A 13715-nucleotide genomic window follows, 5' to 3' on the forward strand; every position below is an offset into this window, starting at 1 on the left:
TACTGGTGCTTGAAATTTCTGCCATGCCCTCCATGTAAGCTGGCAGACCCTGTCTGCACAAACTTGCCTTGGCTAACGGTTTGAGCGACAATAGTAAAAATATTCATATAAAAGGAATCACATCATGTCAGACGAAAGCCCTATTATCTTTACTGACAGCTGCTGCACCAAAGTTGCCGACCTGATCGCCGAAGAGAACAATCCCGATTTGAAATTGCGCGTATTCGTCAACGGCGGCGGTTGCTCCGGCTTCCAATATGGTTTTACCTTTGATGAAATCAAAAACGACGACGATTTCGAAATCCAAAAAAACGGCCTGACGTTCTTGGTCGACCCGATGAGCTACCAATATCTGGTTGGTGCAGAAATCGACTACACCGAAAGCCTGCAAGGTTCTCAATTCGTCATCCGCAATCCGAATGCCGAAACAACTTGCGGTTGCGGCTCGTCCTTCTCCGTATAAATAATCCGTTTCTTCATGAAAAACAGGCCGTCTGTATCTTCAGACGGCCTTTTGTGTGAATTTATTTTAAACAATATTGGATTTATCTTATAATAATAATATCGGGCGTGAATATTTACTCTACAATAGACATAACATTGGACATGCATATTGCCATATAAATAAAAAATCATTGTCCAGCCGATTAACGACACAAAGGCACCCCCTATCCGGTCTGCCTAAGACTGCGGCCTCTGTTTTTGCCTGCATCGCAAGCCAAAACAGCTCAAACACAATAACAAAACCTCAGACCCAACCCATTTGGTTGATGCAGTCGAAATATTCATGGGATATCAATGAGCAAACAAGAAAAATTTTTCGACGTATACGTTTCCTATCCGCCGAACACGGATAGGGAGCGCATCCATGCCTGCCTGTATGACAACCTGCCTGAAAACGAAGTCGAGAGTCTGATTCAAGCTTTGGCCGAGCGTCCGCAAGCTATTGTGGCCGAGAAATGCACCCAAGACGAGCGCGAAAATGCGCAGCATTACTTCAGCTATTTAGGTTTGGACGTAATCGTCCGTCAGGCTATGGAGTTGGAAGCGGTTGAAGAAGAACCCGTGTTGGCAGTCAACACGCCCGACCCTATCCAATGCCCAGTCTGCATGACGATTATCGACGAACTCGACGCACAGGAATGTAAAACCTGCCACTTTGATTTGACAGAAAAAAATGAGCTGGCCATCCAGCGCAAGCGCATTGAATGGCAGGAAAAAATCTCTTTCGAGCATAAAAAACAAACCGAAATTGCCCACAAGCTCAAATATGAACGCGAGCAGGAAGAGAAAAAGCTGCGCAAGAAAATCCGTGCTGAATTGGAATCCCAACTACGCGAAGAGTTAGGCCAAAATCCTGAGCTGGCCGCACTTGCAGCAAGGAAGAAAACACAGTTTCTGCTTACAATGGCTATCGTATTCGCCGTTTTGAGTCTGCTTGCACTCGGCTATATCGCTGCAAAATTCTTCTAAACTGATTCCAAAACTTAAGGCCGTCTGAAAAACAGATTTTCAGACGGCCTTTTATTTCTATATTGATTGAATCATTTCAATCAAGCCTCTTGCACATCAACGTCCACCGACCATCGGATTTTGCCGTCCCTGTTTTGCTGTAACACTTGTACCCACAAACTCACGGCGCGATGCAAATCTTGTCGAGATGTCGATTCGAGGAAAACTTGCGCACGTTCGCGTTCGGCAAGGCGCACCATCAGCATGGGGGCGGCGCCGAACTGGGAGACGCTTTCAGGCAAAAGCGGAGCAATGGTTTCTTTGGCGGCGTTGAGAAACTCCATCGCATCGGCAACGCGCGGCGCGTCGGCGCGGACGGCAGTCTGGAAACCGAAGGGCGGCATGGCGAACATTTGTCGCTCGTTCAATTCGTTTTCGGCAAACACGGCGTAGTCCTGCGCTTTGACGGCGGCGAAGACGGGATGTTCGGGCAGTTGGGTCTGTATCAACACCTTGCCGGGTTTGTCGGCGCGCCCCGCCCTGCCGGACACCTGCATCAGCTCGGCGAACAGCCTTTCCGGCGCGCGGAAATCCGCGCTGTATAGACTGCCGTCGGCGTTTAACACGATAACAAGGTTGAGTCGCGCGAAATCATGACCTTTGGCGAGCATCTGCGTGCCGACCAGAATATCGATTTCGTTGTCGGCGATGCGGCGGTACAAATCCGCCCAGTCATTTTTGTGCGCGGTGCTGTCCCTGTCGACGCGGACGACGGCGGCCTTGGGCAGGAAGGCGCGCAGGGTTTCTTCGACGCGCTGCGTGCCGTGGCCGACGGCGGTCAGGTCTTGGTTGCCGCAGTCGGGGCATTTGAATGGGATGGGTTCGCGGTGGTCGCAGTGGTGGCAGCGCAGTTGGCGGGCGCGTTGGTGCAGCACCATCTTGGCGGAGCAGTTCGGGCAGCCGAAGGTATGGCCGCAGTCGCCGCAAAACAGCGCGGGCGCGAAGCCGCGCCGGTTGAGGTACACCAGCGACATGCCGCCTGCTTCAAAGTTCTGTTTCAAAAGCTGCAAGGCTTGCGGCGAGAAGCCGTTGTCGAGTTTCAGACGACCTACGTTGAGGATGTCTACTTGCGGCAGTTGCGCAGTGGTATGGGCGCGTTCGGTCAGTTGCAGCAGGCGGTACGCGCCGCTTTGCGCCTTGTGCCAGCTCTCCAAGCTGGGCGTGGCGCTGCCCAAGACGACGGGACAGCCGCTCTGCTTCGCCCGCCACACCGCCAAATCGCGGGCGTGGTAGCGTAATTCGTTGTCCTGTTTGAACGAGCCGTCGTGTTCCTCATCGACCACAATCAGCCCGACATCATCCATCGGTGTGAACACCGCCAGCCGCGTGCCGATGACCAATTTCGCCTGTCCCAACATCGCGCGCAGATAATCCTGCGTGCGTTTGCCTGCCGCCATTTGGCTGTGCAACACAGCGGTCGGCACATCGGCAAAACGGTCTTCCACCCGCTTCAAAAGCTGCGGCGTGAGGTTGATTTCGGGCAACAGAAACAACACCTGCCGCCCCTGCGCCAACACTTTCGCCATCGCATCGAAATATACCTCGGTCTTGCCGCTGCCGGTGATGCCGTACAGCAAAAACGGCTGAAATTTACCGAAGGCCGTCTGAATTTCATCGGAAGCCTTCTGCTGGTCAGCATTTAATACAAATTCAGAGTGCGAAGCCTGCCCATTGCACGACCTTAAAACGGGTTTCGCCGCTTCCATAGTTTCAATCCAACCCTGTTCCGCCCAATCTTCAATTAATTTCGCCGCCTGCGCGTTCACCTGCTTCAACGCCGCCATCGTCATCCCGCCCGACAGCAGCGCGTCCCACAAAGCCGCTTTTTTGTTGAACCGAGACGGCGGCGGCGTTTGCGCCCTACCCGCTTCGTTCAAAGCGTAAAACAACGGCGGCTGCGGCATTTCCACCACGCGCGTTTCCTTCAAACCTTGCGGCAATGCGGCAAACACCGCCTGCCCGGTCGGATAGTGGTAATAACGCGACGTAAATGCCAACAAATCACGCCAGCTTTGAGGCAACGGCTTTTCTTCCATAAAGGCCGTCTGAACACTCAAAATCCGCGCCGTATCCATATCCGGCGCAATATCCGTTTCCCACACAACCCCAACAACGGTTTTATTGCGGAAAGGCACAAGCACCCGCGTTCCCGGAGGAAGCGGCTCGGAATAGGAATACGTCAAAAGGCCGTCTGAAAGCGGCACGTTTACGGCAATACGGTGGTAGATCATACAAACAATCAAATCATTTTTTCGTATTTTAACAGCCGAAAGCTATTTTCAGACGATAATTTGAGCCTTAGTACAATGCAGACATGACAGAGGTTTGATACAATGCCTTACTTTCAACACACGCAAGTCTCTCGCATGAAAACCAAGTTAATCAAAATCTTAACGCCGTTTGCCGTCCTTCCTTTGTTGGCATGCGGTCAACCTGCCGTATCCAACGCCAATGCGGCGCCTGCTCCGGCCGCCAAAGCGGAAGCGCCTGCCGACAAATCCGTTGCCGCTTCTTTGAAAGCGCGTCTGGAAAAAGTCTATGCCGCCCAAGATTTGAAAGTTTTGAGCGTCAGTGAAACACCGATTAAAGGCATTTATGAAGTTGTCGTCAGCGGCAAACAAATCATCTATACCGATGCTAAAGGCGACTATATGCTCGTTGGCGACCTCATCAACGTCAATACGCGCCAAAGCATGACTGAAGAACGCGCCGCCGATTTGAACAAAATCGACTTCGCTTCCCTGCCTTTGGATAAAGCCATCAAAGAAGTACGCGGCAACGGCAAACTGAAAGTCGCTGTTTTCTCCGATCCGGACTGCCCGTACTGCAAACGCTTGGAGCATGAGTTTGAAAAAATGACCGACATCACGATTTATACATTCATGATGCCGATTCCGAGCCTGCACCCTGATGCCGCGCGCAAAGCCGAGCTGTTGTGGTGTCAACCTAATCCGACCCAGGCATGGATCGACTGGATGCGCAAAGGCAAACTCCCAAGCGGCAAAGCAAACTGCGAAAACCCTGTTGCAGAAACCACTTCATTGGGCGAACAATTCGGCTTCAACGGCACACCGACCGTGGTCTTCCCTAACGGCCGCAGCCAAAGCGGTTACAGCCCTATGCCTCACCTCAAAGAAATTATCGAGAAAAACCAGTAATACAGGGTTTAATCTCCATAAAGGACGCTTTACGCGTCCTTTTTTCATGTCACCCGCCATCAACTGCCTTCAGACGGCCTCGATACTGACAAGTACAAAAAAGGACGTGTCCAACACGTCCTTTTTTCTCTTTACCTTACAGGTAGAATTTTTCAATCACTTTCAGGTTTTCATCCAATTTGTACACCAGCGGCTGACCGGTTGGGATTTCCAAGCCCATGATGTCTTCGTCGGAAATGCCTTCGATGTGTTTTGCCAACGCACGCAGGGAGTTGCCGTGTGCCGCAACCAATACACGTTTGCCGCTCAAGATGGCCGGAGCGATTTGGTCTTCCCAGAAAGGCAGGACGCGCTCGAGGGTAACTTTGAGGTTTTCGCCATCAGGTACGACATCGCTAGGCAGGTTGGCATAGCGGCGGTCGTTGTGGGCGGAGTTAGGATCTTTAGGATCGAGCAGCGGAGGCAGGGTGTCGTAGCTGCGGCGCCAAATGTGGACTTGCTCGTCGCCGTATTTTTCTGCGGTTTGTTTTTTATCCATACCTTGCAGCTGACCGTAGTGGCGTTCGTTCAAACGCCATGATTTGATTTGTGGAACAAACAGTTGGTCGGATTCTTCCAAAACGATGTTACAGGTTTTGATGGCACGGGTCAGAACGGAGGTAAAGGCGATGTCAAACTCGTAGCCTTTCTCTTTCAGCTTTTTACCTGCTGCTGCGGCTTCTGCCAAACCTTGCTCGCTCAGCTTGACGTCGCGCCAGCCGGTGAAAAGGTTTTTCGCGTTCCATTCGCTTTGTCCGTGACGGATGAATACTAATTCCATGATAGTTTGCTCCAATGAAGTTTGGGAAAGGGTATTTATATCACACTTTGCCGCCGCGCTGATAACGCCGGCGGTTTCTTTTGATATGTTGCAAGTTTGCTTTTAGTCTTCAGACGGCCTTGTCGGAAGGTAAACGTCAAAACGCGTGCTTTTGCCTGTATATTGATAAGCAGGTTTGCGCCTATCGAGAAATTCACCCAAGCGCGGGCGTTTGACGACAATGCGCTTTTTGGCGGTATTCAATGCAACGTTCAGAAGCTCGGCTTCGTCTTGTGCCGCACCGACCAAATCGTGAAAGTAAGCCATTTCTTTTTTCACAGCGGCGGTTTTGCGACGCTCCGGATACATCGGGTCGAGGTACACCACATCGGGGCTGCCGTTTTGCGTGGACAATTCCTGCATTAAATCAACGGCATTGCCGAAGTGCAAAATAATTCGCTGGGCAATCTCCCGTGTCTCTTCACTTTGCCCTGCCCTGTTGAGGCCGTCTGAAAGTAGACAGGCAACAGCAGGATTTTGTTCAAAAGTTTGTACATTCAAGCCCAACGAGGCAAGCACAAAACTGTCGCGCCCCAGTCCGCCGGTAGCGTCCCAGACAGTCGGTTGCGCAGTATGGTTGACGGCTTTGGCAATCAACTCGCCTCCACCTTTAGTGCGCCGATAATGGGCGGCACCGCCATCAAAATCAACGCGAACACGGCCTTTTTCACCGGCGCGGCACAAACTGATGCCGCTTTCGTCAGCGATAAGGAAACTGCCTTCTTCAGGCTGCCGATCAATAACGGTCAGCCCGAAAGGTGCAGCAAGGCTGCGAAGTTCGGTAGATGCGGTTTCGTCAAAATAAATCTTGTACATAAGGCTTATGTTTCAGACGGCCTTGAAAACTCAGGCCGTCTGAACGTTTTAATTGATGTCCAAGCGTTCCATACGGTAGCGCATAGAGCGGAAGCTGATGCCCAAAAGCTTGGCGGCTTGGGTACGGTTGTAACGGGTTTGCTGCAAAGCCTGCTCGATGATGCTGCGTTCCACTTGGTCGAGGTAATCCTGTATCTGCATGGTGCGTGGATCAAACGGTGGAATGGGACTGTGATTGAGCGTAGTTTCACGCGCGTCGGGTTCGGCAATATCGTCAAAAGAGAAGCCGCTGCGTTCTGCCTTAACCTGCGGAGCATTTTGAATCTGCAAGTCGTCCACTTGTATCACTTGGCCTACCGTTAGCGCAACGGCGCGTTCGAGGATGTTTTCCAACTCACGGAAGTTGCCGGGATAGCTGTAATGCAACAGGGCTTCTTGGGCTTTCGGGCTGAGTTTGTAGGTTTGATTGCCGTGACGGTGTTTATACAGCAGATACAGAATCAGCGCGCCCAAGTCTTCGCGCATTTCGCGTAAAGGCGGCATATGCAGAGAGACTACGTTGAGGCGGTAATACAAGTCCTGACGGAATGCGCCGCTTTCAACCAAAGCTTCGAGGTTTTTATGGGTCGCACAAATAATGCGCACATCCACAAAGGTTTCCCGCGCATCGCCGATACGACGCACGGCTTTTTCTTGAATGGCGCGCAGGAGTTTGACCTGCATGGCAAGTGGCAAATCGGCAACTTCATCAAGGAACAAAGTGCCGCCGTCAGCGTGTTGGAAAAAACCTAAACGGTCTTGATCCGCACCGGTAAAGCTGCCTTTTTTGTAGCCGAAAAATTCGCTTTCCATCAGGTTTTCAGGAATGGCACCGCAGTTGACGGCAATAAATGGTTTGTCGGCGCGGTCGGACAGCTCGTGAATCGTGCGCGCCGCCTGCTCTTTACCCGTACCGGATTCACCGGAGATATAAACAGGAACAAGGCTGCGGGCCAATCTGCGAATCAGGTGGCGTACTTCGACCATTTGCGGCGAAGTACCCAACAGGCGCGGCATATCGTCCTCGCCTTCCAATACAGGTGCGTCTTGTTGCAAAGCAGGATTGATGCTGCCGGCCGAAAAACGCTCTTTTAAGGAATTGAGCCCTTCCGGAACAGTCAAAGGCCGGTTAAATTCACTCTGTACGCTCTTAGGAGGCGTAACGACAGGCTTAGCCGGCTGAGGTTCGGGTTTATACAGGGCGGCAGAAACAGGCGCAGGCTGCGATTTGACTTTTTCAGACGGCGTGGGTTCGGCAGTATTGTCTGAAACCGACACTGCCGATTTAACCAATGAACGCAACTGCGACAGCGTAATCGGTTTTTGCAGATAATCAAACGCCCCTGCTTTCAAGGCTTCAACAGCTTGGTCGGCATTGCCGAAAGCCGTAATCACGGCGACGGGCGTATCGAGCATCAGTTCATCGATGTATTGGACAACCTCGAGGCCGGAGCCGTCAGGCATACGCATATCGGTCAACACCAGCGAATAATCGTTGTTGTCCAGCTTGTCTTTAGCCTCTTCAACACCAGCCGCAGTATCGACGTGCAGACCCATTTTCATCAGGGTCATTTCCATCAGGTCGCGGATGTCTGCCTCGTCATCGACAACCAAAACCGGCTCTTGCAATTTATTCATCCTGCGCTTGCTCCTTCGGTAAAATCAATTCAAACCCGTTCATTTCAGGGTGATAATGCAGCTGCCCCATATTGGCGTGTGCCAACTCGCGTGCGACGTAAAGCCCCAAGCCGGTGCCTTGTTTTTCGGTGGTGTAAAACGGCTCGAACAAATGATTTCGTACATCGGGCGGCACGCCTTTGCCGTTGTCCGCCACGACGATGGAAATATGCATCCTGCCGCTTGAACGGATAAGGACGGTAATGGCGTTTTCGTCCTGACGGCTGTGTCTCCAAGCGTTGTTGCACAAGTTCCACATCACTTGCTGCAAATGCATGGGGTCAACCAATACGGTCAGATTGTTGCCGTCCATATTCATACGCAGACAACCGATGGCATCGGGATTATTCAAGGTAAATTCCTGCTTGAACTCTAACCAGAATTTCATCAGATTAATCGGCTGGCGGCTGATGTTGTCTCGTTTGTTAAGCAGGGATACGTCTTCCAACATCTTGTCGATACGTTGGATATTGCTGTCGATGATGTTGTAGAGCTTGGCCTTGAGCGGATCTGCCTCATCGCCTTCCTGCAACAAATCGCTGGCATGACGGATGGCGGACATCGGGTTGCGGATTTCGTGGGCGAGGTTGGCAGTCAACTGTCCGAGCGAAGTCAGCTTGGTGGACATGGCCTCCGCAGCCACTTCACGCAATGAGCGGACGTACAACATCAGCAGCTCGGTTTGCTCCTGAATCAGCGGAACGGCTCGGACGTGCATGGCGTGTTGGAAAATATGGATATCGGTTTCAAAAGGTTTGTCGGGTTGACGCTGCCAGCGAGCCACCAGTTCGCCGAACACGATTTCCTGCTGATCGATAATCAGGCTGGGGAAATAGATTTTTGCCTGTTTGTTAAACAGCCACACGCGTTGGGTCGCATCAATCACCACAACCGCTTCCTGTACGCGGTTCAAAACCAAATGGTTCAAGCCGCTGATACGGCGGTAGGCCAGTTGATGGCGGCTGGCGGACTCTGTGGCCTGCTCCAGATAACGGGCGGCAAACGAGGTCAGCATCGCCACCAGATAGCTGGCGCCGATCAGCATCAAAGAATTCGCCACTGATTTTGCATCCCAATTAAATGAATCGAAACGCATACTGCCGTCTAAAAACAGGTTCAAAATAAACAACATTGCCGTATAGCCTGCATACAGCATAGGATAGTGGCCATAACTGAGCAGACACGACGTGGCGACAAACGGCAAAACCAAAATTCCGAAACCAGAAGCCGTACCGCCGGAGATATACACCAAAACCATCATCATGGTGATGTCGACCACGGCACTGGCATTGGGCAAATCCAAAGACTGCCACTGCCAGCCCGGGCGGAGCACGGAGAGCATAATCAGGAAGAAATACAGCGTTACCCAGATATAAAACTCAACGGCCGGCAACGAAACGCCAATCAGGTTGCCACCCGTGTAGCTGCCGAACGCGTGCAAAACCAAAAGCGGCAAGACGATGGCTATTCGGGCAATGTTGATTACACCGGGAATCCGCTCCCTCAGATTACCCAGTTCTTGAAGATTGGCTCTGTTCATAAGTGAACCTTTTTTATTATCATGCAATGTCGTATAAATTTAATTTATTTAGATATATTTGTTCTTGTTTCAGGACAAACTTTTCAGACGGCCTGATATTTCCAATACCTTGCCTTTTTTACCGCGTTTGCCGTCAATATCGGCAATACGCAGTTTTTCCTGATGTTCTGCGCCGCGTCGGCCGACCGATACAACGGTAAACTCAGGAGAGGTCGTCACCATAATGTGTTCCAAAGATGCACCCTCAGCCAACGACATCAGCTGCAAACCGCGGCCTTTAGGCATGACTTTGAGTTCGCCGATGGAAAACGCCAAGAGACGGTGGTCGCTGCTGGCCAGTACGACTTTGCAGTCGGGATTGATCAGCGAAGAAGCATAGACGGCAACCGGCGGCAGGACGGTTTCGCCGCTGTCCACGGTCATGATCACTTTACCCGCTTTCACGCGTCCGATCATATCGGCCAACTTGGTGATAAAGCCGTAGCCGCCGCTGCCTGAAAGCAAGTAATGCTGTTCGGGCTGACCAGTGAGCATGGCGACGGGTTTCGCGCCGTTTTGCAGCTCGATTAAGGATGAAACCGGCACGCCGTCGCCGCGTCCGCCGGGGATTTCGGCGGCATCAAGCGTATAGGTTCTGCCCAATGAATCCAGGATGACGACGGGTAAAACCGTGCGGCCTTCGATGGTTTGCTTGAGGCGGTCGCCTTCTTTGAACGCGGTTTGGCTCAAATCAAGGTTGTGTCCGGCACGGCTGCGTATCCAGCCTTTTTCCGACAGAATCAGCGTGATGGGTTCGTCGGCGGTGGTTTGTGTCAGCACGGCGCGTCCGGCCTCTTCCACCAGCGTGCGGCGCGCGTCACCAAACTGCTTCATGTCCGCCTGCATCTCTTTGATAATTAGCTTACGTTTTTCGTTTTCGTCGCCCAAAAGAATATTCAGACGACCTTGTTCTTCGCGCAACTCGTTCAATTCTTTTTCGAGTTTGAACCCTTCCAATCGCGCCAACTGACGCAGGCGGATTTCCAAAATGTCTTCGGCTTGGATTTCGGTCAGCCCGAACGCCGCCATTAAATCGGCTTTCGGATCATCTGATTCACGAATGACTTTAATCACTTCGTCAATGTGCAGAAAGACTTTCAGACGGCCTTCGAGGATGTGCAACCGTTTTTCCACTTGACTCAAACGGAATTTCAGACGGCGTGTTACGGTAACGACGCGGAAATCCAACCATTCCTGCAAAATCGTTTTCAGGTTTTTCTGCGCAGGGCGGTTGTCCAAACCCATCATTACCAAGTTCATGGACACATTGCCTTCCAGAGAAGTCTGCGCCATCAGCGTGTTGATGAAAGTATCCGTATCGATGCGGCTGGATTTTGGTTCAAATACAAGACGCACAGGATGTTCGCCGTCTGACTCGTCGCGCACGCGGTCGATTAAATCCAGCATCAGCTTTTTGGTGTTGAGCTGGTCTTGGTTGAGCTGCTTTTTTCCCGCTTTCGGTTTCGGGTTGGTTTGTTCTTCGATTTCGGCAAGGATTTTGGCGGAATTGGCGTTCGGCGGCAGCTCGGTCACAATCACGCGCCATTGTCCGCGCGCCAGCTTCTCGATTTCATAACGCGCACGCACGCGCACGCTGCCTTTGCCGGTTTCGTAAATCCGACGCAATTCGTCTGCCGGCGTGATGATTTGACCGCCGCCGGCAAAATCGGGCGCAGGGATATACTGCATCAGGTCGGCGGTTTCCAGCGTCGGTTTCTTCAACAACGCAATCGCCGCCTGTGTGACTTCGTTTAAATTGTGCGATGGGATTTCGGTCGCCATACCCACCGCAATGCCCGACGCACCGTTGAGCAACACCATAGGCAGACGGGCGGGCAGGTGTACAGGTTCGTCAAACGCGCCGTCGTAGTTCGGCACAAAATCCACCGTCCCCTGATTGATTTCGGACAACAGCAATTCCGCAATCGGCGTCAGCCGCGCTTCGGTGTAACGCATCGCCGCCGCCCCGTCGCCGTCGCGCGAACCAAAGTTGCCGATGCCGTCGATTAAGGGATAGCGCAAGGTAAAATCCTGCGCCATGCGAACCATCGCTTCATAGGCAGAACTGTCGCCGTGCGGATGGTATTTACCCAAAATCTCGCCGACCACGCGTGCCGATTTCACCGGCTTCGCCCCCGCCGTCAAACCCATATCGCGCATGGCAAACAAAATACGCCGTTGTACAGGCTTTTGGCCGTCTGAAACTTCAGGCAGCGCGCGGCCTTTGACCACGCTCATGGCGTATTCGAGATAGGCGCGTTCGGCGTATTGACCTAACAGCAGGTAGTCTTCACCGACAGGAGATGGACTTGGAGCGGAAATGTGTTCTGTCATCAGGATGGTAAAACGAAATAAATTAAAGAAGGATATTGTAAAGCAAAATCGGTAGTCATAGCCAATTTGAGTGATGAACGGTAGCGCAGCGACAATAAGGCTTTCCGAATCAGGTCAGCAAATGGAATCCGTTTCGACAAAAAAGGCCGTCTGAAACCCTTTCATGTTTCAGACGGCCTTTTCATTTTGGTTTTAAATCAAAACTTCGTTATTCTGCAGTAGCCGGTTTGGCCGCAGTTTTAATGGTTAAGGTCACCGCTGCGGCAATGGCCAGGGAAACACCGGCAAAAGTCATCGCGTTGGCAGGGTTTGAACCCAAGAAAGTTCTGTACACCCAGCCGAAAGATACGGTTTCAATCAGCATTGGAATCACAATCATCATGTTCACAATACCCATGTACACGCCGTAACGTTCTTTCGGAATAGAACCGACCACAATCATAAACGGCACGCCCATCATACTTGCCCAACCGACACCGAAACCAATCATCGGCGCAAACATCAGGTATTTGTTGCCGATGTGCGGAATGGTGAGCAAGGCTAGTGCGGCAAGGGTTACGGCAAAGGCGTGAACATATTTGGCGGCGTATTTGCGCGCCATCCACATCAGGCCAAAGGCGGAGATAAAGGTTATCACGTTGTAAAAACCGTTTACCAGGCCGGTCCATGCAACCGCTTGGCTATACGCTTCGGTATTTTCAACGGTCGAATCCCAGACGGATTGGACGATACTGTGGGAAATATATTGCCAGTAGATGAAGAGCGCGTACCATTGGAAGAGATACACCAAGGCCAGTTGCCACAGGGCAGTCGGCATTTCGCGCACGGCAACGACAATATCTTTAACAGCATGGGCCGGACCGCTCGGCTGGGCTTTAATGGCCGCCATTTCTTCAGGGCTGGGCTCGCGTTCGGCCGTTGATAAAACGGTAATCAAAACCGAACCGATGGAGCAGACCGCACCAATATAAAACGAACCGAATACCCAATACGGAATGCCTGCTTCGGAAGTTTGTTGCAACCAGCCGATTTGTTGGAAGATATAGAGGGAAACGTTGGCCAGGGTAATGCCCAAGCCGGTAAACACAGACTGCATCAAGAAACCGGTGGATTGCTGGTGTTCAGGAACGGTATCGGCAATGAAGGCACGGAAAGGTTCCATTGCAGTATTATTACTGATGTCCAAGAGCCACAGCAGCAATACGGCCACCCACAAGGCGGTAACGTGCGGATAGATAAAGAGACAGAGACTGCAACCAATGGCGCCAATCAAGAAATACGGACGGCGGCGGCCCAATCCGGGCACCCAAGTGCGGTCACTCATCGCACCAATCATCGGCTGCACCAGCAAACCGGTAATCGGGCCTGCCATATTCAAAATCGGCAATTGGCTCGGATCGGCATGAAGAAAGCTGAAAATCGGGTTAATCGCAGTTTGCTGCAACCCGAAGCTATATTGAATACCGAAGAAACCGAAGTTCATCAGCATAATCTGGCGAAGTGTCATCGCCACTTGTGGGGAGATTTTCATAGTAAGGCTACTCCTGGATAATAAACTATGGAAACAACAAACTCCAATTTCAGCGGTATGACGCTTTTATTGTATTGGGCCGCCTTTTTAATGAGGCAATCCTGTTTTCAGACGGCCTTTATTTTGACCGTTTACATAATCTTATTTTGATGTGTGTTTGCGTTGTTTAAAGCTTATTTTGGGTAAGCGGATTAAATGGTTGATCTTACC

At 51.7% G+C, this 13715-nt stretch carries 10 protein-coding genes; 3 read left to right on the forward strand and 7 right to left on the reverse strand.

All coding sequences use genetic code 11. The annotated features are described in order from the left end of the window. Nucleotides 1–124: 124 nt before the first annotated feature. Together erpA and HMPREF2952_RS01755 are read left to right on the forward strand one after the other, a co-directional pair. Nucleotides 125–463, forward strand: a complete 339-nt coding sequence (gene erpA / locus HMPREF2952_RS01750; RefSeq protein ID WP_003680162.1) for an iron-sulfur cluster insertion protein ErpA — start codon at nt 125–127, stop codon at nt 461–463. Between the two features lie 335 nt (nt 464–798). Then, on the forward strand, nt 799–1473 hold the full coding sequence (locus HMPREF2952_RS01755) for a hypothetical protein (protein ID WP_004518836.1): 675 nt from the start codon (nt 799–801) through the stop codon (nt 1471–1473). An 80-nt stretch (nt 1474–1553) separates the two neighbouring features. On the opposite strand, the gene HMPREF2952_RS01760 is transcribed toward HMPREF2952_RS01755, so the two are convergent. Next, nucleotides 1554–3743, reverse strand: a complete 2190-nt coding sequence (locus HMPREF2952_RS01760) for a primosomal protein N' (protein WP_004518837.1) — start codon at nt 3741–3743, stop codon at nt 1554–1556. Between the two features lie 135 nt (nt 3744–3878). Here HMPREF2952_RS01760 and HMPREF2952_RS01765 point away from each other — a divergent pair, with 135 nt between their 5' ends. Continuing rightward, entirely contained in the window at nt 3879–4670 is a 792-nt protein-coding gene (locus HMPREF2952_RS01765) for a DsbC family protein (protein ID WP_004518838.1), read from the forward strand. A 136-nt stretch (nt 4671–4806) separates the two neighbouring features. Here HMPREF2952_RS01765 and HMPREF2952_RS01770 read toward each other — a convergent pair whose 3' ends face one another. The 6 genes from HMPREF2952_RS01770 to HMPREF2952_RS01795 all read right to left on the reverse strand — a co-directional run bounded on the left by HMPREF2952_RS01770 (nt 4807) and on the right by HMPREF2952_RS01795 (nt 13505). Then, the gene (locus HMPREF2952_RS01770) at nt 4807–5490 is read right to left on the reverse strand and encodes a 2,3-diphosphoglycerate-dependent phosphoglycerate mutase (protein ID WP_049337039.1); all 684 of its coding nucleotides are present in this window, start codon (nt 5488–5490) and stop codon (nt 4807–4809) included. A gap of 102 nt (nt 5491–5592) precedes the next feature. Further along, the gene (locus HMPREF2952_RS01775) at nt 5593–6345 is read right to left on the reverse strand and encodes a class I SAM-dependent methyltransferase (protein ID WP_004518840.1); all 753 of its coding nucleotides are present in this window, start codon (nt 6343–6345) and stop codon (nt 5593–5595) included. A gap of 48 nt (nt 6346–6393) precedes the next feature. Next, nucleotides 6394–8022, reverse strand: a complete 1629-nt coding sequence (locus HMPREF2952_RS01780) for a sigma-54-dependent transcriptional regulator (protein ID WP_004518841.1) — start codon at nt 8020–8022, stop codon at nt 6394–6396. Then, on the reverse strand, nt 8015–9601 hold the full coding sequence (locus HMPREF2952_RS01785; protein ID WP_004518842.1) for a two-component system sensor histidine kinase NtrB: 1587 nt from the start codon (nt 9599–9601) through the stop codon (nt 8015–8017). Before HMPREF2952_RS01785 ends, HMPREF2952_RS01780 begins: the two co-directional genes overlap by 8 nt. 69 nt (nt 9602–9670) lie before the next feature. After that, nucleotides 9671–11974, reverse strand: coding sequence for a DNA topoisomerase IV subunit A (gene parC, locus HMPREF2952_RS01790; RefSeq protein ID WP_004518843.1), 2304 nt, complete (start codon nt 11972–11974; stop codon nt 9671–9673). A 208-nt stretch (nt 11975–12182) separates the two neighbouring features. Next, nucleotides 12183–13505, reverse strand: a complete 1323-nt coding sequence (locus HMPREF2952_RS01795) for an MFS transporter (protein WP_049344509.1) — start codon at nt 13503–13505, stop codon at nt 12183–12185. Nucleotides 13506–13715 lie beyond the last annotated feature (210 nt).

It is taken from the genome of Neisseria sp. HMSC068C12, from assembly GCF_001814095.1.
GTDB classification, from domain to species: domain Bacteria; phylum Pseudomonadota; class Gammaproteobacteria; order Burkholderiales; family Neisseriaceae; genus Neisseria; species Neisseria perflava.

Coding starts and splice junctions, on each gene's coding strand:
- HMPREF2952_RS01795 (WP_049344509.1), bottom strand. CDS start 13,505: ATGAAAATCTCCCCACAAGTGGCGATGACACTTCGCCAGATTATGCTG.
- HMPREF2952_RS01765 (WP_004518838.1), top strand. CDS start 3,879: ATGAAAACCAAGTTAATCAAAATCTTAACGCCGTTTGCCGTCCTTCCT.
- HMPREF2952_RS01760 (WP_004518837.1), bottom strand. CDS start 3,743: ATGATCTACCACCGTATTGCCGTAAACGTGCCGCTTTCAGACGGCCTT.
- HMPREF2952_RS01785 (WP_004518842.1), bottom strand. CDS start 9,601: ATGAACAGAGCCAATCTTCAAGAACTGGGTAATCTGAGGGAGCGGATT.
- HMPREF2952_RS01775 (WP_004518840.1), bottom strand. CDS start 6,345: ATGTACAAGATTTATTTTGACGAAACCGCATCTACCGAACTTCGCAGC.
- parC (WP_004518843.1), bottom strand. CDS start 11,974: ATGACAGAACACATTTCCGCTCCAAGTCCATCTCCTGTCGGTGAAGAC.
- HMPREF2952_RS01755 (WP_004518836.1), top strand. CDS start 799: ATGAGCAAACAAGAAAAATTTTTCGACGTATACGTTTCCTATCCGCCG.
- erpA (WP_003680162.1), top strand. CDS start 125: ATGTCAGACGAAAGCCCTATTATCTTTACTGACAGCTGCTGCACCAAA.
- HMPREF2952_RS01780 (WP_004518841.1), bottom strand. CDS start 8,022: ATGAATAAATTGCAAGAGCCGGTTTTGGTTGTCGATGACGAGGCAGAC.
- HMPREF2952_RS01770 (WP_049337039.1), bottom strand. CDS start 5,490: ATGGAATTAGTATTCATCCGTCACGGACAAAGCGAATGGAACGCGAAA.